Genomic DNA, 19,831 nt, shown 5'->3' with positions numbered 1-19,831 from the left:
CGGCCAGCTCGGTGAGGTTCGACAGCTTCGGCGGCGCGGGCGCCGGCCGGTGCCCGTCCCCGGTCAGGTCGGCGGTCTGCGCGTGGTGGTAGGCGTCCGCCATGGACCAGCCGAGTCGCAGCGCGGTGACCACCGCGGTCCGTTCGTCCCGCGGTGTCCCGTGCTCCTCGTCGCGCCGATCCCGCGTCGCGGTGCTCACCGCCCGACCTCCCGTGTCACCGGATCAGTCGAGCGTAGAGCCAATTTCACGCGTCTATGACCGTTTCGTCTCAGCCTTGCCGGCCAGCAGGCCACGCGGCCGGATCGACCGGACCGGCTCGGCCGCCGCGCCCTCGGCACGGAGGATGTGGTTCGCGGCGATGATCCCGGTGGCCGCCGACCGTTCCATCAGCGCGCTCGGGAACCCGGTGCGGATGCCGTCCCCGGCCAGGTAGAGGCCGGGCGCGTCGGTCTCCACCCCCGGACGCCAGGCGTGGCTACCAGGCGTGAACGCCGGCGCCTGCGCCTCGACGCGGGCGCGCAGCTCGCGTACCCAAAGGTCGGCCACCTCCGGCCAGAGCGCGGTCAGCTCCCGCAGCATCCGGGCGGCCAGCTCGTCGGCCGGCACGTCCGGCTCGCAGGCGTACGCGTGCAGCTCCACCACCGAGCCACCGGTGCGCTCGGCCCAGCGGCGAGGCTCGTCCTCCAGCCGGTGGTAGAGCGTCACCGAGTCCAGCGTGGGCTGCCGGGAGACGCCGCTGAACACCGCGCGGTCGGCCCGGACGTCCCCGTCCATCCAGTAGCGCGCCACCGCGTACGGCGGTCCGGGTCTGCCGAACGCGGGCATCCGCGCCACCAGCTCGGGCGCCGCCGCGACCAGGCCGGGCGAGGCGCCGACCAGCGCGGCGAGCGCCGGCGGGTCCACCGCGAGCACCACGTGCGGCGCCTCCCAGGCGTCACCGTCCGCGTCGGTCACCCGCCACCCCGCCGGGGTACGGTCCAGCCGGGCCACAGCCACGTCGGTCAGCACCCGGCCGCCGTGCTCCTCCACGTGCCGGGTCAGCGGCTCCCAGATCGCCGTGCCGTAGTCCCGGTCCGGGCAGTCGAAGGCCAGCCCCTCCGGGTTGCCGAGCAGGTAGAAGTGGAACTGCGCGATCATCTCGGCGGCCGACATCTCCGCCTCGTGGTTGAAGAACGAGTGCGAGAAGACCTCGAACAGCATGGCCCGCGCCCGGTCCGGCAGCCGCAGCGAGGTGAGCAGATGGTCGGCGGTCCGCTCGTCGAACTCCTCGTAGGTGCGTACCGGGTCGTAGGTGAGCAGCGGCAGCGCCGCGTCCCGGTCCATCGCGCGCAGGTCGGCCAGGCGCAGGCTCGGGCTGCGCAGCAGCAGCGCCAGCAGGTTCGCCGGCGGCGCGGGCGGCAGCTTGCCGAACTCCTCGGTGGGCCACTGCTCGGACAGGATCGGGTAACCCGGGATCGGCTTGAGGAAGCCCAGCGCCGGATCGACCCGGCGCAGGATCGACCGCCAGTTCCAGTACTGCCGGAAGAACGCGTGGAAGCCGTGCTCGTTGCGCTGGACGCCGTCGGACAGTTCCTCCGGCCAGGCGCCGAGCCGCCCGCCGAGGTGCGGCGCCGCCTCCAGCACCGTCACCGCCACGCCGCGCTCGGCCAGCACCACAGCAGCCGACATGCCGGCGATGCCGCCGCCGACCACCAGCGCCGGGACCGGTCGCGGCACGCGGTCGGCGCCACCGCCGCCCGGGTCCACCACGTGCTCGCGTACGCCGATCAGGCGACCTACCACTTGCGACAGACCCACGGGGCCATCCTCCAGTCGGTGGTCCTCCCAGTCTGCCCGAGGTGAAAGGAAGGGGCCCCTTTTAACGCATACGGATGTGCGGGGCACCTTCTTAACGCCGCGTCACCCCCTGCGCCGCGTGCGCCGCGGGGGTGCGTGGGCGAGGTGTTAACAAGGGGCCCTTCCTCTACCGGAGGCGTTAACAAGGGGCCCTTCCTTTCACGGCAGGCAGCGGCGGGGGCGGTCCGACGGGGGCCAGACGTACTCCAGGTCGGGGGAGACGTCGGCGAACAGCTGTGCATAGTGGCCCGGATCCTTGCGCAGCAGCGACGACCGGTGGCTGCGGTGCAGGTCGTCGCGGCCCAGCCAGGGCGGCAGCTCACCGGCGGCGGCCAGCTCGTCCTGGGTGCGGATCACCGAGATGCCGCAGGCGGTGGCGAGGTCGGTGGCGAGCGTGCCGGCGCAGGTGTCGGCCCGGCCCGGCTCGCACCACACCGCGCACATGTCCAGCCCGTACCGGGTCAGCGCCTCCTCGTACCCGGCCCACATCTTCACCGCGGGATGGTTGCGCCAGCCGTAGTCCGGCCGGGTCAGCCCGCGCAGCACCTGGATCGCCTCCACACGCTGCTTGCCCAGCCGCTTCTGGTCCAGCGTGCGCGCGCTGGCCAGGAAGTCCGGATACGGCAGGAACGTCTGCATGCCGGTTGCTCTACCCGTACCCGCCCCCGCCATGCGTCCATGATCGCCGGGGCTGCGCGGATCGCGAGCGGCTGACTACGATCCGGACATGGCCGAGCCACTGCGCGACCGCGCGCGCCGCGCGACCGGCTGGCGGCTCCGGATGAACGGTGACGAACGCCCCCACTACGTGGTCTGCGGCTCCGACCCGCTCGCCTACTGGGTGGTCCGGTCGCTGCTCGCCACCGACAGCGCCGACGGCCAGGTGCGGGTCACGCTCGTGGTGCCGGGCCGCCGCCGGTCCGAGGGCCCCGACGGCCGGGACGTGCCGGGGGTACGTGTGGTCACGGCGGAGCGCCTCGACGAGGCCGCGTTCCGCCGGGCCGGGCTGGCCGGCGCGGCCGGGCTGGCCCTGCTGCACCAGGACGACGTGGGCAACATGCACGCCGCGCTCTGCGCGCAGGAGGTCGAGTCGCGGCTGCGCCTGGTGGTGCGGATGTTCAACACCAACCTGGCGGACGGGCTGCGGCAGCTCTTCCCCGACTCGGCTGTGCTGTCCGACGCCTCGATCGCCGCCCCCGCCTTCGTCGCCGCCGCGCTGGGTGAGGTGGCGCCGACCCACTTCCGGCACGCCGGGCGCACGCTCTACGTGGCCCGCCGCGACGACGTACGCCAGCAGGACGTGGTCTGCGGCCTTGCCGTCACCACCGATCCGGACCTGGTCCGGGTGCTGCCCGCGGACGAGGCGGCGGCCGACGTGGTGCTGGCCGAGGCGACCGGGCGGCCGGCGGGCACCGAGGTCGCCGCGCGGCGGCTGGTGCGGGCGCGGCGGCGCCGGCAGCCGGTCGCCGTCCTGTTGCGCGCGGTCCGCCACTTCGCCACCCGCAAGATCGGCATCGCGGTGCTGGTGCTGCTCGGGGTGATCGCGGCGCTGGGCTGGCTCAACGCGCGGGCCGCCGACGTGAGCTGGAGCGAGGCGGTCTACCTGACGCTGGTCACCACGCTCACCGGCCAGGATCCGGACGTCAACAAGCCGGTCGCGGCCCAGGTGATGCAGGTGGTCCTCAACCTGGCCGGGCTGGCGCTGATCCCGCTGATCACGGCCGCGGTGGTCGACGGCATCGTCAACGCCCGGCTGGCGTTGCACGCGGGCCGGGTCCAGCCGGACCGTTCGGGGCACGTGGTGATGGTCGGGCTGGGCAACATCGGCACCCGGGTGATGGCGCAGTTGCACGACTTCGGCGTCGAGGTGGTGGCGATCGACAAGAACCCGGACGCGCGCGGCGCCGCGCTGGCGCGACGCCTGGGGGTGCCGCTGATCGTGGGCGACGCCGGCCGGGAGGAGACGCTCCGGTCCGCCTCGGTGGACACCTGCCAGGCGCTCGTGGTGGTGTCCACCGACGACGGGACGAACCTGCGGGCCGCGCTGATCGCCCGGTCCCTCGACCCGGACCTGCGCGTGGTGCTGCGGCTGTTCGACGGCGACTTCGCCGAGCGGATCCAGCAGGCGTTCGGCATCGGCATCTCGCGCAGCGTGTCCTATCTGGCCGCGCCGGCGTTCGCGGCGGCCCTGCTGGATCGCGCTGTGGTCGCCACCATCCCGGTCGACCGGCACGCGCTGCTGGTCACCGAGGTGCCGGTGGTGGCCGGTTCGCCGCTGGACGGGAGTCCGCTGAGCGCGGTGGCCCGGCCCGGCGAGGTACGCCTGCTCGCGCACACCCGGCCGAACCAGAAGGCCGACTGGTCGGCCGACCCCCGCATGGTGATCCAGGCCGGTGACCGGCTCACCGTGGTGGCCCGGCGGGCCGGGCTCACCGCGCTGCTCCGGGAGACTACGCCCGCGCCGCCGCCGGCACCGACCGGCCCGCCCGCCGCGCGCCGCCCGCAGGAGTGACGCCCCGTCGCTGCGGCAGGGGCGGGTGCCGATCGGCCCGGAGAGCACCGGCGGCGTGTTCGTGGCGGCCGGCGGACGACGACCACCGCCGGAGGCTGACCTGCGGCACCCGTACCCGGATCGGCATCGTGGAGATCCGGACGGTGGGCTGAGAGTCGGGCCCGCCCGTCACCGCGTCGCGGAGGTGGCGGACCAGGCGACCGGGCGCCCCCGGTCGCCGAGGCGGCGCGGCAGCGGCAGGTCGTCCCAGGGCACCCGGTGCAGCAGGCGGTCCAGCAGCAGGCCGAGCAGCAGCCCGGCGACCGAGTCGGTCAGCCAGTGCCAGCCCAGGTAGACGGTGGTGCAGAAGACCACCGCCGGGGGCACCGCCCGGACCACCGTGACCAGCCGGGGCGGCACGGTACGGCCGAGCGTGCGCACGAGCGGGGCCAGCAGCAGGGCCAGGACGCCGTACCAGACGATCGAGTTGGCGACGTGCCCGGACGGATACGACTGCGCGAAACGCACCGGCAGGTCGTGCTGGAACAGCGGCAGCGTCTGCTCGGGCGACAGGAACGGCTCCTTGACCGAGGCGCTCGGAGCCGGGCGGGCCGTCCACACCTTCAGCGGGCCGATCGTGAAGAACGTGAGCACGAACCCGGCCACCGGCGGCAGCAGCGGCCGCACCGAGCGCAGCCGCCACGCCAGCAGCACGCCCAGCCCGGCCGCGAGCAGTGTCAGCGGCGTGCCCTGACCGAGCAGGTTCAGCGTCGTCGCCACCCAGCGGGCGGCGGCCGGGCGGTTCTCGTCGGACCAGTCGGCGACCGCCCGGTCGAGGCCGAACAGGTGACCCGAGGCGAGCGCGACGGTCAGTGCCACCACTGCCGCGAGCAGCAGCCCGTCGAACCACCACCCGGCCGGCCGGACCGGCCGCAGCCGCAGGTCACCGCGTACCCCCGAGGTCTGACGCACGCGACCACGCTACCGGCCGCCGGCGGCGGCCGGGCGGCGCGGGCATCGGCGGCTGTGTGCCCAACCACGAAGGGAAGCGCGGCGCGGGGGTCAGCGGTCACACTGGTTGCCGTGCGGATCACCTCGGCTCTCGTCGACCCGGCGCTGCTCGACCTCCCCTGGTCGACACCGCTGGAGCAGTGGCCTGCCGAGCATCTGGTCGCACTGCCGCAGGGCATCTCCCGGCACATCGTGCGGTTCGTCCGGCTCGGCGGGTACGTCTACGCGGTGAAGGAGACCGGCGAGCGGGTCGCCGAGCGCGAGTACGACCTGCTGCGGGCGCTGGAGCGGATCGACTTCCCGTCGGTCGAGGCCATCGCGATCGTGGCCGACCGGCAGACCGACGACGGCGAGCCGCTGGATCCGGTGCTGATCACCCGCCACCTCCAGTTCTCGCTGCCCTACCGGGCGCTGTTCTCCCGCACGCTGCGGCCGGAGACCATGAACCGGCTGCTCGACGCGCTGGCGGTGCTGCTGGTCCGGATGCACCTGACCGGCTTCTTCTGGGGCGACTGCTCGCTGTCGAACACGCTGTTCCGGCGGGACGCGGGCGCGTTCGCCGCGTACCTGGTCGACGCCGAGACCGGTGCCCTGCACCCGTCGCTGTCGAACGGCCAGCGCGGCGAGGACCTGGAGATCGCCCGGGTGAACATCTTCGGCGAGGCGCTCGACCTGCAGGCCGCCGGGCTGCTCCACGAGTCGATCGACCCGGAGGTGGTCTGCGAGGAGGTCGTGCAGCGCTACGAGCGGCTCTGGTACGAGATCACCTACGAGCAGCAGGTCGAGCGCGCCGCCCGGCACGACATCGAGGGGCGCATCCGCCGCCTCAACGAGCTGGGCTTCGACGTGGCCGAGGTGGCCATGTCGACTGTCGACAACGGGCGCTACCTGGTCCGGCCGAAGGTGGTCGACGCCGGCTACCACACTCGGCGGCTGCTGCGCCTGACCGGCCTGGACGCGGAGGAGAACCAGGCCCGCAGGCTCCTCAACGACCTGGACGCCTACCGGCTGGAGAGCGACCTGACCGACGAGCAGCAGGCGGCGCACCGCTGGCTGACCGAGGTCTTCGAGCCGGTGGTCCGGGCCGTCCCCGGGCACCTGCGGAACAAGCTGGAGCCGCAGGAACTGTTCGCCCAGATCATCGAGCACAAGTGGCTGCTCTCCGAGCAGGCCGGCCGGGACGTCGGGATGCGTCGGGCGGTGCAGTCGTACCTGGCCGACGTGCTGGTGCACCGGCCGGACGAGCAGGCGGTGCTCGGCGTCGAGGTGCCGACCACCTGACGCCGGGGGCGGATCACTCCACCCAGTCGCCGCCGCGCATCACCCGCACGACGTTCAGGTCGTCGTCCAGCATCACCAGGTCGGCGCGCAGCCCAGCGACCAGCGCGCCCACCCGGTCGCCCAGGCCGATCGCACGGGCCGGGGTGGTGGCGACCATCCGGCAGGCGTCCGGCAGGGCCACACCCGCGCCGACCGCGTGCCGCAGCGCCGCGTCCATGGTGAGCGTGCTGCCGGCGATCGCGCCGTCGCGGCTGAGCCGGGCCACCCCGCCGGACACGGTGACCGCCTGGCCGCCCAGCTCGTACTCGCCGTCCGGCATCCCGGCGGCGGCCATCGCGTCGGTGATCAGCGCGGCCCGCTCCGGGCCGGCCACCGAGGTGGCGAAGCCGAGCATGCCGTCGTGCAGGTGCACCCCGTCGGCGACCAGCTCGCACACCACGTTCGGGGCCTCCAGCAGCGCCACCACCGGGCCCGGCTCGCGGTGGTGCACCGGGCGCATCCCGTTGAACAGGTGGGTGCCGACGCTCGCGCCCGCAGCCACCGCCGCCCGCGTCTGCTCCCAGGTGGCGTCGGTGTGCCCGACCGCCGCGACCACGCCGTGCGACACCAGCAGCTCGACCGCCTTGGTGGCGCCGTCCCGCTCGGGAGCGATAGTGACCATGCGTACGGCGCCGCCGCCCAGCTCGATCAGCTCGGTCAGCTCCGCGGTGGACGGGTCGCGCAGGAACTCCGGGTTCTGCGCGCCGCAGCGGTCCGCGGACAGGTACGGGCCCTCGAAGTGGACGCCCGCGAGCACGCCCTCCTCGACCAGCGGCCGGTAGGCGGCGGTGGCGTCGCGCATCAGCTCGAACGGGGAACTGACCAGGCTCGCCAGCAGCGTGGTGGTGCCGTGCCCGAGGTGGAACGCGGCTGCGTGCCGGGCCGACTCCGGGTCGCCGGTGGTGAACGTGTGCCCGCCGCCGCCGTGGGTGTGCATGTCCACGAAGCCCGGCACGATCCAGTGGCCGTCGCGCACCGACGGATACTCGGCGACAGCGGTGATCCGCCCGCCGGCGATCTCCACGCAACCCTGCCGGATGACGCCGGTCGGGGTCACCACCTTGCCGGTCACGCGCCGGGTCATCGACTCTCCTTCGCCATGGTGTCCAGGGCCAGCAGGGCGGCGCCCAGGCAGCCGGCCTCGTCACCGAGGCCGGCCGCCACCAGGCGCGGCTCGCGGTGGAACGTCAGCCGCGCGCGCAACGCCGTCCGCAGCGGGTCGAACAGCCGGGGACCGGCCTGGGCCAGCCCGCCGCCGAGCACCACTGTCGAGACATCGTAGAGCGCCTGCCCGGTGGCGAGTCCGTCGGCGAGCGCCTCGACCGCCTCCTGCCACACCTCGACGGCGAGCGGTTCACCGGCCGCCGCCCGGTCGGCCACCTGGGCGGCGGTGGCGGGCGCGCCGGACAGCTCGGCGTACCGGCGTCCGATCGCCGAGGCCGACGACACCGCCTCCAGACAGCCGATCCGCCCGCATCCGCAGCGCGGTCCGCCGGGGCGTACCAGGATGTGGCCGATCTCCCCGGCGGCACCGTGCGCGCCGGTGGCGGCCGACCCGTCGACCACGTGGGCGGCGGCGATGCCGGTGCCGATCGCGACGAACAGCACGTGGCCGGCGTCCCGTCCGGCGCCGAGCCGGGCCTCGGCCAGGCCGCCGACACGTACGTCGTGGCCGAGCGCCGCCGGCAGTCCCAGCCGCGTGCGCGCCAGCTCCCGCAGGGGTACGTCCCGGAAGCCCACGTTCGCCGACCAGACGGCCGTGCCGCGCGCCTCGTCGACCACACCGGGTACGGCGATGCCGCAGGCCACCGGCGTACGGCCGTCGGCGCGGGCCTTGCCGGCGAGCCCTTCGGCCACGTCGAGGATCGTGCCGACCACGGCCTCCGGGCCGCGCTGCGCGCCGGTGGCGTGCCGTTCGGTGTGCACAGTCGTGCCGTCCGGCCGGACCAGGGCGCACTTCATCCCGGTGCCGCCCACGTCCAGCGCGACGACGACCTCGTCGCCTGCGCTCACGCCGTCGGCCCGCTTCGCTCGCCGCCGCCGATCCGGCCGGTTCGGTAGCTGAGCCGGCCGATCCGCTCGGTGCGTTCGCTCATGCTGTGCCGGCTGGGCATGCGCTCACGGCCCTCGCTGCGCTCGGTGCGTTCGCTCATGCTGTGTCGGCTGGGCATGCGCTCACGGCCCTCGCTGCGCTCGGTGCGTTCGCTCATGCCAGGACCACGGAGCGGGTGAGGTGCCGGGGCGCGTCCGGGTCGAGGCCGCGGCTGGTGGCGAGCGCGACAGCGAACCGCTGGGCCAGGATCAGGTCGGCCATCGGGTCGACCGGGTTGCGGCCGGCCGACCAGCTCGTCAGCACCGTGCGCCAGCCGTGCGTGCGGCTGTGCACGAACGCGGCGCCGGTCGCGGCCACGTCCTCGGGCAGGCCGTCCGGGATCTCGCCGAGCGCCCAGACCAGCCGGCCGGGCGCGGCGACCGAGATCGGGCCGTGCCGGTAGTCCATGGCCGGGTACGCCTCGGCCCAGAACGTGGCCGCCTCGCGGCACTTCAGCGCGGCCTCCTGCGCCAGCCCGACGGTCCAGCCGCGACCGAGGAAGGTGACCTGCTCGATGCCGGCCGGGTCGATCGGCAGCGGGGCGCGTACGGCCACCTCGGCGTCGGCGGCCAGGCGGCCGAGGTCCTCGCCGAGGTGGGCACGCAGCAACGCGAGCGCGGTGGTGGCGAAGCGGGTCTGCACCACCGACCGCTCGTCGGCGAAGGGCAGCGCGACTGTGGCGCCGGCGAGCGTGACGGCGGCCGAGCCCGGATCGCCGACCAGGACCGTGGCGGGGATCCGCCCGCGCAGCGCGGTGAGCAGGTCGAGCACCTCGGTGGTGGTGCCGGAGCGGGTGATCGCGATGAGCCGGTCGTAGTGGCGGCCGGCCGGGAACTCGCTGGCCTGGAAGGCGTCGGTCTCGCCCTGGCCGGCGGCCTCGCGCAGCCCGGCGTACGCCATCGCCATGAACCACGACGTGCCGCAACCGACCACGGCGACCCGCTCGCCGGGGCGCGGCAGGTGTGTGGCGACGGTCGGGGCGAGTCGCGCCGCCTCCCGCCAGCAGTCGGGCTGGCTCGCGATCTCCGCGTGCACGTACGCCATGACAACTCCTCGCCGAGGGAGACCTTGCGCAATACGGCGCGATACGGCCGCCTTTCGCGCGTCATTCTGCGTGAAACGGGGCGGCCGTGGCAACCGTCTCCCTGTTCGCGCAGCGCAGGGTTTTGCGCGGACCGCGTTTCGCGCACTAGTGTGCACGCAACCGATCACCGTTCACGCACAGTCTGGGGAGGGCCCCGCGGTGGACCGCTACGCGCGCTGGAACGCGCTGCTGGAGATGCTGACCGACAGCGGCCGGGTCAGCGTCGAGGAGGCGGCCGGGCGGCTCGACGTCTCCCAGGCCACCATCCGGCGCGACTTCGACCAGCTCGCCCAGCAGCAGATGATCACCCGTACCCGGGGTGGCGCGGTCGCCAACGGTGTCTCCTACGACCTGCCGCTGCGCTACAAGACCGCGAAGCACTCGGCCGAGAAGCAGCGGATCGGCGCGGCGGCCGCCGCGCTCGTGTCGCCGGGCACGGTCGTCGGTCTCAACGGCGGCACCACGAGCACCGAGGTGGCGCGGGCGCTCGCCGTCCGCCCGGATCTCAACACCAGTGCCGAGGGTGCCCAGCTCACAGTGGTCACGAACGCGCTGAACATCGCCAACGAGCTGCTGGTGCGCTCGCGGATGAAGGTGGTGGTGGCCGGCGGCGTGGTCCGGCCGAAGTCGTTCGAGCTGGTCGGCCCGCTCGGCGGGGCGCTGCTGCGCGAGGTCACGCTCGACGTGGCGCTGCTCGGCGTGGACGCGATCGACCCGCAGCTCGGCGCCGCCGCGCACCACGAGGGCGAGGCGGCCATGAACAGCCTCATGGTGGCCCGGGCCAAGCGGGTCGTCGTGATAGCCGACTCGTCGAAGCTCGGCGGGCACGCGTTCGCCCGGATCTGCCCGGTGGACCGGGTCGAGACGCTGGTGACCGACTCCGGCGCGTCCCCCGACGTGGTGGCGGCGTTCCGCGACGCGGGCGTGCACGTCGTCTGCGCCTGACCTCCGCGCGCGACACGCCGACACTGCATACCGGGTATCGCCTTCGCGTGCATACCGCGTATGGTGTCGCTGACGCCTACTTATCGGGGGAGGTCAGCTGTGTCGGCTGTCCTGGAGATCGAAGGTCTCCGCAAGACGTACCGGAGCCGGAAACGCGGGGTCCGCCACGCGCTCGACGGCTTCGACATGCGAGTCGAGGCCGGCCAGGTGCACGGCTTCCTCGGCCCGAACGGCTCGGGCAAGACCACCACGCTGCGCACGCTGCTGGGCCTGATCCGGCCCAACGGCGGCCGGATGGCCATTCTCGGCCAGGAACTGCCGCACGCGCTGCCGGCCGTCGCCGGGCAGGTCGGCGCCATCGTGGAGAGTCCGCAGTTCTTCCCGCACTTCTCCGCCCGCGACACGCTGGGCCTGCTCGCCCAGGCCGGTGAGCTGCCCAAGCAGCGCGTGGACGAGGTGCTGGAGCTGGTCGGGCTGCGCGACCGGGCCGGCGAGCGGGTGAAGACCTACTCGCTCGGCATGAAGCAGCGCCTCGCGGTCGCCTCCGCGCTGCTCAAGAATCCCGAGCTGCTGATCCTCGACGAGCCCGCGAACGGCCTCGACCCGGGCGGCATCCGGGAGATTCGCGGGCTGATGCGCGAGCTGTCCGAGAGCGGCATGACAGTGGTGCTCTCCAGCCACATCCTGGGCGAGATCCAACTCATCTGCGACTCGGTCACCATCATCTCGCTCGGCCGCCGGGTCGCTTTCGGACCGGTCGAGCAGGTGCTCGCGGCCCACTCCCAGGGCTCCGTGCGGGTACGCCTGGAGGCGGTCAGCGACCTGCCCCAGGCCGCCGACGCGCTCACCCGCGCCGGGGTCCGCGTCGCCGCCGAGCCGGACCACCTGATGCTGTCCGGCGTGGACAAGCCGGCCACTGTCAGCCGGCTCCTCGCCGAGCAGGGCCTGTACGTCAGCGAGCTCACACCGGTCGCTGTCGACCTGGAGAGCGTCTTCCTCGAACTGACCGCCACCGCGCCGGTCCCCGGCCAGCACCGTCAGGTCGATCAGTCCGCCAAGGTCGACCAGACCGGCACCGCAGGAGGTTGGGGCGCATGAGCCTGTTCGTCACCGAGCTGCGCCGGCTCGGCAAGCGCCGGGTGACCCGGCTGATGCTCGTGCTGCTGGTGCTCGGCCTGGCCACCGTCGCCACCGCGTTCAGCTTCTCCAGCGAGAAGCTGTCGCCCGCCGCCGTGGCCGCGGCCGAGGCCAAGGCGAACGGCGAATACCAGATCGCGATGACGGAGTGGAAGCGCTCCATCGGGGAGTGCGAGGCCGCCGCGGCCCGGGGCGAGAACACCGAGGAACGGTACGGCCCCAACTGCGGCAAGGACTACCAGCCGCAGCCCGACATGTTCGAGGCGAAGTGGTACCTGCCGTACCAGTTCGACTTCCGGGCCGAGTTCCCCCTGTTCATCGCCGTGTTCGCCGCCTCCGTGGCGCTGTTCGGCTTCATCGTCGGCGCCTCCTTCGTGGGTGCCGAGTGGAACACCGGCGGGATGATGAACCTGCTGCTCTGGCGACCGAAACGGCTCACCGTGCTGGGCACGAAGCTGGCCGCCCTGCTCACCACCGTGTTCGGCCTGACCGTGGTGCTCGGCGCCCTCTGGACGGCGGCGTTCTGGCTGATCGCCAGTCAGCGCGGCAGCACCGCGAAGATGACCTCGGGAGTGTGGCAGTCGATCGGGCTGGACGGGCTGCGCGCGCTGGCGATGACGCTGCTCGTGGCGGCGATCGGGTTCGCGCTGGCCTCGCTGGGCCGGCACACGGCGATGGCGCTCGGCGCGGCGGTGGGCATCTTCGCGGTGAGCGAGATCGGCATCCGGATCGCGGTCGCCGTGCTCGGGGTCCAGTTCGGTGACCGGTACGTGCTGTCCACGTACGCCCAGTCGTGGTTCCTGAAGCAGGCGGAACTGTTCGACTACGACACCTGCCAGTTCTCCCAGGGCGCCTGCGAGCCCGCCACGTACATGGTCACCTGGCAGCAGTCGGCCGTGGTGTTCGGCGTGGCCCTGGTGGGCGCGGTCGTGGCCGCGTTCTGGACGATGCGGCGGCGGGACATCTCCTGACCTCGTCCGCGCCGCCGGCACCGGCCGGCGGCGCGGACCCCGCGTCCGATGCGGCCGGGGGCGGCCCTGGTTACGCTGGGGCTCCCCCGGCCGGCGCGTTCCGCGTGCCGGTCACCTGCCGTCGGAGAGGAGCGCCATGTCCGCCGACGCCTCGCAGCGGGCCGCCGTCGACCGGTCCGGCCCGACAGCGGATACGCGCCACGCGGGTGGGACCGTTCCGCCACCGCGCACCGCTCCGCCCGTCGAGTCCACTCCGTCGGAGCCGTCGGAGTCCGCTCGACCCGCCGAGCACGCCACGGCCGGGCCAGGGTCGCCGCCCGCCGAGTCCGTCGAGCCGGTCGAGCAGGCCGGTCCGGATGCGGGAGATGCGGCCGGTGCAGGCACGACGCCCGCCGGCCTCACCGAGCGGGAACGGCGGATCCTCGCGTTCGAGGCGCAGTGGTGGAAGCACGCCGGCGCCAAGGAGCAAGCCATCCGGGACACGTTCGGGCTCTCCGCGACCCGCTACTACCAGCTGCTCAACGCTCTGCTCGACCAGCCGGCCGCGCTCGCCGCCGAGCCGGTGCTGATCGGCCGGCTGCGTCGGCTGCGCTCGTCGCGTGCCCGTAACCGGCGCCGCTGACCGGCGTCACTTCTCGTACGTGCGCAACCCGTTGCCGATGGCGAAGAACGTCGGGGCCCACTCGCCGATGAAGATGCCCCAGCGGTCCGCCCGCGCCACCCCGGCGCGCTCCATGTGCTTGGAGAGGAACCAGCTGGTCACCGAGAGGCCGATGCTGACGAACCCGGCGAGGTAGGCGTGCTCCGCCCGGATGCCGCCCTCGTGCAACCGCTCCAACATCTCGAACCCCCTGTCGCCGGGACCGACCCGGTCGCGTCCGACGCTACCGAAAGTCCGGAGAAGATGACGCACGGTTACTTCGATCGGGGTGGCTGGCGGATGACCGGCCGCGGTCCGGGTAGGCGGCCCGCGACAACGGACGGAGGCCGACGATGGGGGCACCAGACCGCCGGTACGCGATCGGCAGCAGGCCGGCCCGCCCGGTCGCGGAGGCGCCGGTGATGCGGGTCCGTTCCGCCTCCGACCCGGCGCCCGGCCGACCGGAGAACGAGGACGTGGTCTTCCGGTTCGGCCCGCTCGTCGGCGTCCTCGACGGCGCGACGGTGCCCGAGGGCTTCGACACCGGCTGCGCGCACGGTCCCGCCTGGTACGTCCGGCACCTGGCCGCCCGGATCGGCCTGGCCATCGCGGCCCGCCCCGCCGCCACGCTGATGAGCAGCCTCGCGGCGGCGATCCTCGCGGTGCGGGCCGATCACGGCGGAACGTGTGACCTCGACCATCCCGGCACCCCGTCCTCAACCGTCTGCCTGCTCCGGCACAGCGGCGACCGGGTCGACTACCTGGTGCTCTGCGACAGCCCGCTGGTGCTCGACACCGACCAGGGGATCGAGGTAATCACCGACGACCGGCTCGCCGACGCGGTGGCGGACCTGCGCCGCAGCGTCGCCGCACTGCCGGACGGCGAGACCGACCCGGTGACCCGGTTCCGGCGCGCGACGACCGTGCAGCGGACCCGGATGAACCGCACCCACGGCTACTGGGCGGCGGCGAGCGACCCGGACGCCGCGTACCACGCGCTCGCCGGGACGCTTCCGCTGCGCGGTCCGGGGGCGCTGCGCCGGGCCGCGCTGCTCAGTGACGGCGCTTCCTGCGCTGTCGACCAGTTCGGCCTGTTCGACTGGGCCGGGCTGCTGGAGGTGCTGACCGTGGAGGGCCCGGAAGGGCTGATCGACCGGGTGCGCGCTGCCGAGCGGGACCACCCGGACCGGCTGCGGCGGCACAAGCGCACCGACGACGCCTCGGCTGTCCTCTGCGAGTTCGGTCCTTCGGCGTGAGCACGCTCACGTCGGAACGACCGGTCGGATGACAACGCAGCGTGAGGCGGGAACACCCCGGGGGTACGACCGGACGAGGCGGTCGACCATAGCGGCAATCCCTCCCCAAAGGGGTGGACGACCCGGGCCACGCGCGGCAGACTGCGCGACGTGACGGGTGCTGTACGGCTGGAGCCGGTGGACGAACGGAACCTGGAACCGTTGCTCTCCGTAGCGGCGGCCGAGGCGGAACCGGAGGACGTCATGCCTCCGGTGGACGCCCCCGCGGGCTGGTCGCTGGCCCGCCGCGACGCGTTCCGCGAGTTCCACCGCGCCAGCCTCGGCGGGCTGAACGGCCCGACCGGCACCGCCATGTACGCGATCGTCTCCGGCGGTGAGGTCGTCGGCATGGTGCGGATGACCCGCCGGGACGAGCCGGGAACAGTGGAGACCGGCATGTGGCTCGGCCGGTCGGCGCGGGGCCGGGGCCTGGGTGCCGCGGCGCTGCGGCAGTTGCTGCACGTCGCCGCCGGGGCCGGAATGCACACGGTGGTCGCGAACACCACGCCGGACAACGCGGGCGCGATCTCGGTGCTGCGTAAGTGCGGCGCGGAACTGCGTGCGCAAGACGGAGTGCTGCACGCCCGGATGTCCCTGGATTCGGCCCTGCCGATCCGCTGACCCGTTTCGTTCCCCGATCACGTTTCTCCTGCTCAGGGCTGCCTCGGTGGGTGGTTTCGTGCTTGCACGGAAGTGTTTTCCCGAGGGGGTGACGGGTAACTGCCCGCGTCTCCGGGACCCGACGTTCCCGGAAAGCGCGGAGGAGAGCGGATGAGGAGCGGAACACGGGTGGCGTTCGCCGTCGGCTTCGGCTACCTGCTGGGTCGCCGGAAGAAGATGCGTACCGCGCTGACGCTCGCCGCGGCGGTCGCCGCCGGGCGGGCCAGCCGGCGCCCGGGCGGCCTGAAGCAGCTCGGCGCGGACCTGATGGCCGCGAACCCGCAGCTGCGCAACCTCGGCGGGCTGGCACCGCCGCTGGTGGCCGCGGGCCGGGCGGCCGCGACCGCCGCCGCCGGCAACGGCATCGACGCCATCGGCGGACGGCTGCGTGAGGGCACCGGCGCGTTGCGCCGCAAGGCGGGTACGGGCCGGCCGGACGCCGGGCGTTCCGCGCCGGACGAGGACCGTTCCGGACCGGGCGCCGGGCGTTCCGCGCCGGACGAGGAGCAGGAACTGGACGACCAGCCCGGCGCGCCGGTGCCGGCCCGAGCCGATCGGGGACGGTGAGCCGTGGCGGCGGGCAGCCTGGCCGACCGGGCCCGCGACCAGATCGGCGGCGAGCTGCACGACCTCGCCTCCGCGCTCGGTGAGCGGGCCGTGCAGGTGGTCACCGAACGGGTCACCGGCGCCACCGGGCGGCTGAGCGAGTACGCGAAGCGGGGCGGCGACCCTGGCCTGGTCGCCGCCGCCACCGGCGCGCAACGGCTCGCCACCGGTACCTCCCCGGTGAAGGCGATGTTCCATGCCGGCCTGGCCGGCGGTAAGGAGAAGCTGATGGCGGCGTTCGGCCGCAGGGGTGGCCGGGACGGCGGCCGGAAGCTCAAGGTCACCAACATCGTCGAGACCATCGAGGTCGGCGTGCCGGTCCGGGTCGCCTACAACCAGTGGACGACGTTCGGCGACTTCCCGAGCTTCACGAAGAAGGTCGAGCAGGCCGACTGCGACGCCGACGAGAAGATGACCTGGAAGGCGCAGGTGCTCTGGTCGCACCGGAGCTGGGATTCGACGATCGTCCGGCAGATCCCGGACCGGCTCGTCCACTGGCGGTCGAAGGGTGAGAAGGGCTCGGTCGACGGCACCGTCAGCTTCCACGGGGTCGCCCCGGAGCTGACCCGGATCCTGGTCGTGCTGGAGTACCACCCGCAGGGCTTCTTCGAGCACACCGGCAACCTGTGGCGAGCGCAGGGCCGCCGGGTCCGGCTGGAGCTGAAGCACTTCGTCCGGCACGTGATGACCCGGACCGTGCTCGACCCGGACGCGGTCGAGGGCTGGCGCGGCGAGATCGAGGACTCCCAGGTCGTCAAGGACCACGAGACCGCGCTCCGGGAGGAGCGGGGAGACAGCGGGCCTGCCGACGACGAGTACGCCGCCTACGACGAGGGCAACGACTTCGACGACACCGAGTACGCCGACGAGCCGGTCCTCACCGTCCCGGAGCGTTCCCGCCGCCCGGCCGCCCGCCGCCGCGAGGAGAGCTGACCGGAGGCGGGCCGGTTCGTCAGGACCGGTCGGTGGCGTACGACTCCAGGTGCGCGAGCTGCACCGGGTCCAGGGAGGGGCGGACGCGGGTCCGGGCCGCCTCGACGTGCGCGGCGGTCACGGTGCTCGCCTCCAGCGACTCCCGCATGGCGGCGAGCGCCGCCTCCCGGATCAGCGCGGCGCAGTCGGCGGCGGAGAAGCCGCCCAGCTCGGCGCCGAGCGCGTCGAGGTCCACATCCGGGGCGAGCGGGACGTCCCGGGCCGAGGCGCGGAGGATCTCCGTACGCGCCGGGCCGTCCGGCGGCGGCACGTAGACCAGCCGTTCCAGCCGGCCGGGACGCAGCAGCGCCGGGTCGACCAGCTCGGGGCGGTTGGTCGCGCCGATCACCACCACGTTGCGCAGCGCCTCCACCCCGTCCAGTTCGGTCAGCAGCGCCGCCACCACCCGGTCGGTCGTACCGCCGTCGGTGGCCTGCCCGCGTACCGGGGCCAGCGCGTCCACCTCGTCCAGGAACACCAGCGTGGGCGCGGCCTGGCGGGCGCGGCGGAACAGCTCCCGGACCGCCCGCTCGCTCTCACCCACCCACTTCGAGAGCAGTTCCGCGCCCTTCACCGACAGCACGTTCGCCCGCCCGGACCCGGCCAGCGCGGTCACCAGGTACGTCTTGCCGCAGCCGGGCGGGCCGTAGAGCAGCACCCCGCGCGGCGGCGTCACGCCCAGCCGGGCGAACGTGTCCGGATAGGTGAGCGGCCAGAGCACCGACTCGGTGAGCGTCTGCTTGACCTCGTGCAGCCCGCCCACGTCGTCCAGCGTCACCGACGCCAGCTCCAGCGTGGACGCGGACATCGTGGTCGGCCGGACCACCTCCAGCGCGGCTGTGAAGTCGGCCATCGCCACAGTCGGCGTCTCCGCCGTCTTCTGCCGCAGCGCCGCGCGTACCCCTGCCTCGCGTACCAGCGCCGCCAGGTCCGCCGCGACGAACCCGGGGGTACGGGCGGCCACCTCGTCCAGCCGCACGTCACCTGCGAGCGGCACCTCACGGGTCAGCACCGTTAACTGCTCCCGGCGCAGCGCCGCGTCGGGCAGCGGCACGGTGATCCGCAGCGCGAGCAGGTCCGGGCCGCGCAGCGCCGGATCGACCGCCTCGGGGCGTCCGCTGGTGCACACCACTGCGGCACCGGCCCGCAGCGTCTCGGCCACCACCTGGCGGAACACGGTGGCCAGCGGGCCCGGCTCGTCGGCCGGGGCGATCGACTCCACGTCGGTGACCAGCAGCACGGCGGGGCCACCGGCGCGTACCGCCGAGGCCGCCTCGCGCAGCCGGCGGGCCGCCGCGTCGTTGCCGAGCGCGGCCAGCTCCGGCGCCCAGAGCGGCCGGACACCCGCGCCGACCCGGGCGGCGACGGCACGCACCAGCGCGGACTTGCCCGAGCCCGCCGGGCCCTCCACCAGCACACCGAGCGAGACGGTGGTGCCGAGCCGGCCCAGCACCTCACGGTGGTGGAAGCCCAGATCCAGCAGCTCGGTCAGCTCCTCGGCCTGGGCGCGCAGGCCGGGCAGCTCGTCCACGTCGGGCGCGTCCTCCGGACCGAGCAGGTCCCCGTCGGGTTCCGTCCCGGGCGGCGTGGCGGGGGTGGGGAACCGTGCGGGGGAGGCCGAGGACGCCGGGCCGGAGCCGCGGGTGGCGGCGCCGTGCTCCCAGCCCACCACCGTGTCCATGGTGACGAGCGCGCCGACCGCAGGTTCGGCCGAGACGACCGTGAGCAGCGTGCTCGTCCAGGCGTACCCGACGGAACTCGCGAGACTGCGCCGCGCGGCCTCGATCAGGCCGCGCACGGCGGCGTCCGGCAGCACGTCCTGCGGCAGCAGCGAGACGTCGTCCCCGGCGGTGACCACCTTGCCCAGCAGCGCGAGCCGCAGCATCTCCGGCGGGACCGCGGCGACCACAGCGGCCGGGCCGGAGAGCGTGAGCCGGCGTGCCGGGGTCGCCGGCAGCGGGCTCACCGTGACCTGGCCGCCGGCCCGCAGGCCGAGGTTGCCCAGCAGCAGGTCGTCGGCGTGCAGCAGGGCGCCGCTGGTGCTCGGCTCGGCGGCGGCCGCGATGCCGGCGGTGACCCGGCGGCCGGTCAGGCGGACCGGGTCGCCGGGGCGCAGCGCCAGCGCGGTGAGCACCTCGGGATGCAGGCGCACCACGCCGCGGCGGGCGTCGAGCGCGGCCGGCCGCAGCGTCGCGGTCAGGGTCAGGTCGGGTTCGGCCACCCGCCGACAGTAGCCGCCCCGATCATCGGGTGCCGGGTCAGCGCGGGCCCGGGTCGTCCAGGAGCGACGGGTCGCGCCGGATCATCTCGGCCAGCCGGGCCGCCGGGTCGGACTCCAGCGGGTCGTGGCCGGGCGCGGGCACGGTCTTCACCGACATGGGCCACGCCGGCGGCGGCGCGGGCGGCGCCGCCGGGCCCACCGTCACCGCCGCGCCGGACCAGGAGATCCGCAGCGGGTACGCCTGCCCGCCCAGTTCCACGCGCAGCGTCACGGCCAGCCCGGGGTGCTCCGCCACCACCCGCCGGACCGCCTCGGCGACCTCCTCGACCGGGTCACGCCGAACCGGCGCCTCGCCACCGCGCAGCCGGTACGCGCCCCGCCCCGCCCGGTCGTCGCCCGGCTCGTCCGCCGCCTCCAGGGGTACGTCCCGCTCGGGCGTTCCGGCCGGCTCGCCGGGCATCGGCGCCCGGCGACGCAGCGCCTCCTCGCGCCGTGCCATCCGGGCCAGTGTCTCGTCCAGATCACCTCTCATGGCGTCCACCCCTTCGC

The 19,831-nt window shown here is 74.2% G+C and carries 20 protein-coding genes; 10 read left to right on the top strand and 10 right to left on the bottom strand.

Going from position 1 to position 19,831, the window contains the following annotated elements:
- Nucleotides 1-253: 253 nt before the first annotated feature.
- Complete coding sequence (locus O7622_RS02335) at nt 254-1,798, bottom strand: FAD-dependent oxidoreductase (protein WP_282311651.1); 1,545 nt, start codon at nt 1,796-1,798, stop codon at nt 254-256.
- Between the two features lie 198 nt (nt 1,799-1,996).
- Nucleotides 1,997-2,476 carry an MSMEG_6728 family protein gene (locus tag O7622_RS02330; protein WP_282314007.1) on the bottom strand — a complete coding sequence of 160 codons (480 nt, stop codon included), beginning with the start codon at nt 2,474-2,476 and terminating at the stop codon, nt 1,997-1,999.
- An 88-nt stretch (nt 2,477-2,564) separates the two neighbouring features.
- On the opposite strand from O7622_RS02330, the gene O7622_RS02325 reads away from it, so the two are divergent.
- A complete protein-coding gene (locus O7622_RS02325) occupies nt 2,565-4,349 on the top strand; it encodes an NAD-binding protein (protein ID WP_282311650.1) in 1,785 nt (594 codons plus the stop codon).
- Nucleotides 4,350-4,517: 168 nt separating this feature from the next.
- Here the strand turns inward: O7622_RS02325 and O7622_RS02320 are convergent, their stop codons facing one another.
- Complete coding sequence (locus O7622_RS02320) at nt 4,518-5,300, bottom strand: phosphatase PAP2 family protein (RefSeq protein WP_282311649.1); 783 nt, start codon at nt 5,298-5,300, stop codon at nt 4,518-4,520.
- Nucleotides 5,301-5,411: 111 nt separating this feature from the next.
- On the opposite strand from O7622_RS02320, the gene O7622_RS02315 reads away from it, so the two are divergent.
- The gene (locus tag O7622_RS02315; protein WP_282311648.1) at nt 5,412-6,620 is read left to right on the top strand and encodes a DUF4032 domain-containing protein; all 1,209 of its coding nucleotides are present in this window, start codon (nt 5,412-5,414) and stop codon (nt 6,618-6,620) included.
- Between the two features lie 13 nt (nt 6,621-6,633).
- Here the strand turns inward: O7622_RS02315 and nagA are convergent, their stop codons facing one another.
- Genes nagA through O7622_RS02295 form a run of 4 tightly spaced genes read right to left on the bottom strand, consistent with a single transcriptional unit; the run spans nt 6,634 to nt 9,795 of the window.
- Nucleotides 6,634-7,743: an N-acetylglucosamine-6-phosphate deacetylase gene (nagA, locus tag O7622_RS02310; protein ID WP_282311647.1), complete on the bottom strand. Its 1,110-nt coding sequence runs from the start codon at nt 7,741-7,743 to the stop codon at nt 6,634-6,636.
- A complete protein-coding gene (locus tag O7622_RS02305; RefSeq protein ID WP_282311646.1) occupies nt 7,740-8,672 on the bottom strand; it encodes an ROK family protein in 933 nt (310 codons plus the stop codon). Before O7622_RS02305 ends, nagA begins: the two co-directional genes overlap by 4 nt.
- Nucleotides 8,669-8,869, bottom strand: a complete 201-nt coding sequence (locus O7622_RS02300) for a hypothetical protein (protein WP_282311645.1) — start codon at nt 8,867-8,869, stop codon at nt 8,669-8,671. Before O7622_RS02300 ends, O7622_RS02305 begins: the two co-directional genes overlap by 4 nt.
- Entirely contained in the window at nt 8,866-9,795 is a 930-nt protein-coding gene (locus O7622_RS02295) for a sugar isomerase (protein WP_282311644.1), read from the bottom strand. The genes O7622_RS02300 and O7622_RS02295 overlap by 4 nt, the downstream gene beginning before the upstream one ends.
- 199 nt (nt 9,796-9,994) lie before the next feature.
- On the opposite strand from O7622_RS02295, the gene O7622_RS02290 reads away from it, so the two are divergent.
- From O7622_RS02290 to O7622_RS02275, 4 genes are all read left to right on the top strand, one after another.
- A complete protein-coding gene (locus tag O7622_RS02290) occupies nt 9,995-10,780 on the top strand; it encodes a DeoR/GlpR family DNA-binding transcription regulator (RefSeq protein WP_282311643.1) in 786 nt (261 codons plus the stop codon).
- 99 nt (nt 10,781-10,879) lie between these two features.
- Nucleotides 10,880-11,878, top strand: a complete 999-nt coding sequence (locus O7622_RS02285; RefSeq protein ID WP_282311642.1) for an ATP-binding cassette domain-containing protein — start codon at nt 10,880-10,882, stop codon at nt 11,876-11,878.
- Nucleotides 11,875-12,888 carry an ABC transporter permease subunit gene (locus O7622_RS02280; RefSeq protein ID WP_282311641.1) on the top strand — a complete coding sequence of 338 codons (1,014 nt, stop codon included), beginning with the start codon at nt 11,875-11,877 and terminating at the stop codon, nt 12,886-12,888. Before O7622_RS02285 ends, O7622_RS02280 begins: the two co-directional genes overlap by 4 nt.
- Before the next feature lie 136 nt (nt 12,889-13,024).
- On the top strand, nt 13,025-13,510 hold the full coding sequence (locus O7622_RS02275) for a DUF3263 domain-containing protein (RefSeq protein WP_282311640.1): 486 nt from the start codon (nt 13,025-13,027) through the stop codon (nt 13,508-13,510).
- A gap of 6 nt (nt 13,511-13,516) precedes the next feature.
- On the opposite strand, the gene O7622_RS02270 is transcribed toward O7622_RS02275, so the two are convergent.
- Nucleotides 13,517-13,729 carry a hypothetical protein gene (locus O7622_RS02270; protein ID WP_013288875.1) on the bottom strand — a complete coding sequence of 71 codons (213 nt, stop codon included), beginning with the start codon at nt 13,727-13,729 and terminating at the stop codon, nt 13,517-13,519.
- 152 nt (nt 13,730-13,881) lie between these two features.
- Between O7622_RS02270 and O7622_RS02265 the strand changes: the two genes are divergently transcribed.
- From O7622_RS02265 to O7622_RS02250, 4 genes are all read left to right on the top strand, one after another.
- The gene (locus O7622_RS02265; RefSeq protein WP_282311639.1) at nt 13,882-14,784 is read left to right on the top strand and encodes a hypothetical protein; all 903 of its coding nucleotides are present in this window, start codon (nt 13,882-13,884) and stop codon (nt 14,782-14,784) included.
- A 150-nt stretch (nt 14,785-14,934) separates the two neighbouring features.
- The gene (locus O7622_RS02260) at nt 14,935-15,444 is read left to right on the top strand and encodes a GNAT family N-acetyltransferase (RefSeq protein ID WP_282311637.1); all 510 of its coding nucleotides are present in this window, start codon (nt 14,935-14,937) and stop codon (nt 15,442-15,444) included.
- A 150-nt stretch (nt 15,445-15,594) separates the two neighbouring features.
- Nucleotides 15,595-16,050, top strand: a complete 456-nt coding sequence (locus O7622_RS02255) for a hypothetical protein (RefSeq protein WP_282311635.1) — start codon at nt 15,595-15,597, stop codon at nt 16,048-16,050.
- A gap of 3 nt (nt 16,051-16,053) precedes the next feature.
- A complete protein-coding gene (locus O7622_RS02250) occupies nt 16,054-17,022 on the top strand; it encodes an SRPBCC family protein (protein ID WP_282311634.1) in 969 nt (322 codons plus the stop codon).
- A 19-nt stretch (nt 17,023-17,041) separates the two neighbouring features.
- Here O7622_RS02250 and O7622_RS02245 read toward each other — a convergent pair whose 3' ends face one another.
- Both O7622_RS02245 and O7622_RS02240 read right to left on the bottom strand, forming a co-directional pair.
- Nucleotides 17,042-19,282, bottom strand: coding sequence for an AAA family ATPase (locus O7622_RS02245; protein WP_282311633.1), 2,241 nt, complete (start codon nt 19,280-19,282; stop codon nt 17,042-17,044).
- A gap of 37 nt (nt 19,283-19,319) precedes the next feature.
- Nucleotides 19,320-19,814, bottom strand: coding sequence for a hypothetical protein (locus O7622_RS02240; protein ID WP_282311632.1), 495 nt, complete (start codon nt 19,812-19,814; stop codon nt 19,320-19,322).
- Between the last annotated feature and the right edge of the window lie 17 nt (nt 19,815-19,831).

It is taken from the genome of Micromonospora sp. WMMD1076 (assembly GCF_029581475.1).
In the GTDB taxonomy this organism is placed as follows: domain Bacteria; phylum Actinomycetota; class Actinomycetes; order Mycobacteriales; family Micromonosporaceae; genus Micromonospora; species Micromonospora aurantiaca.
The sequence above is the reverse complement of the archived record's forward strand: the minus strand, read 5'-3'. Positions and strand labels throughout refer to the sequence as shown.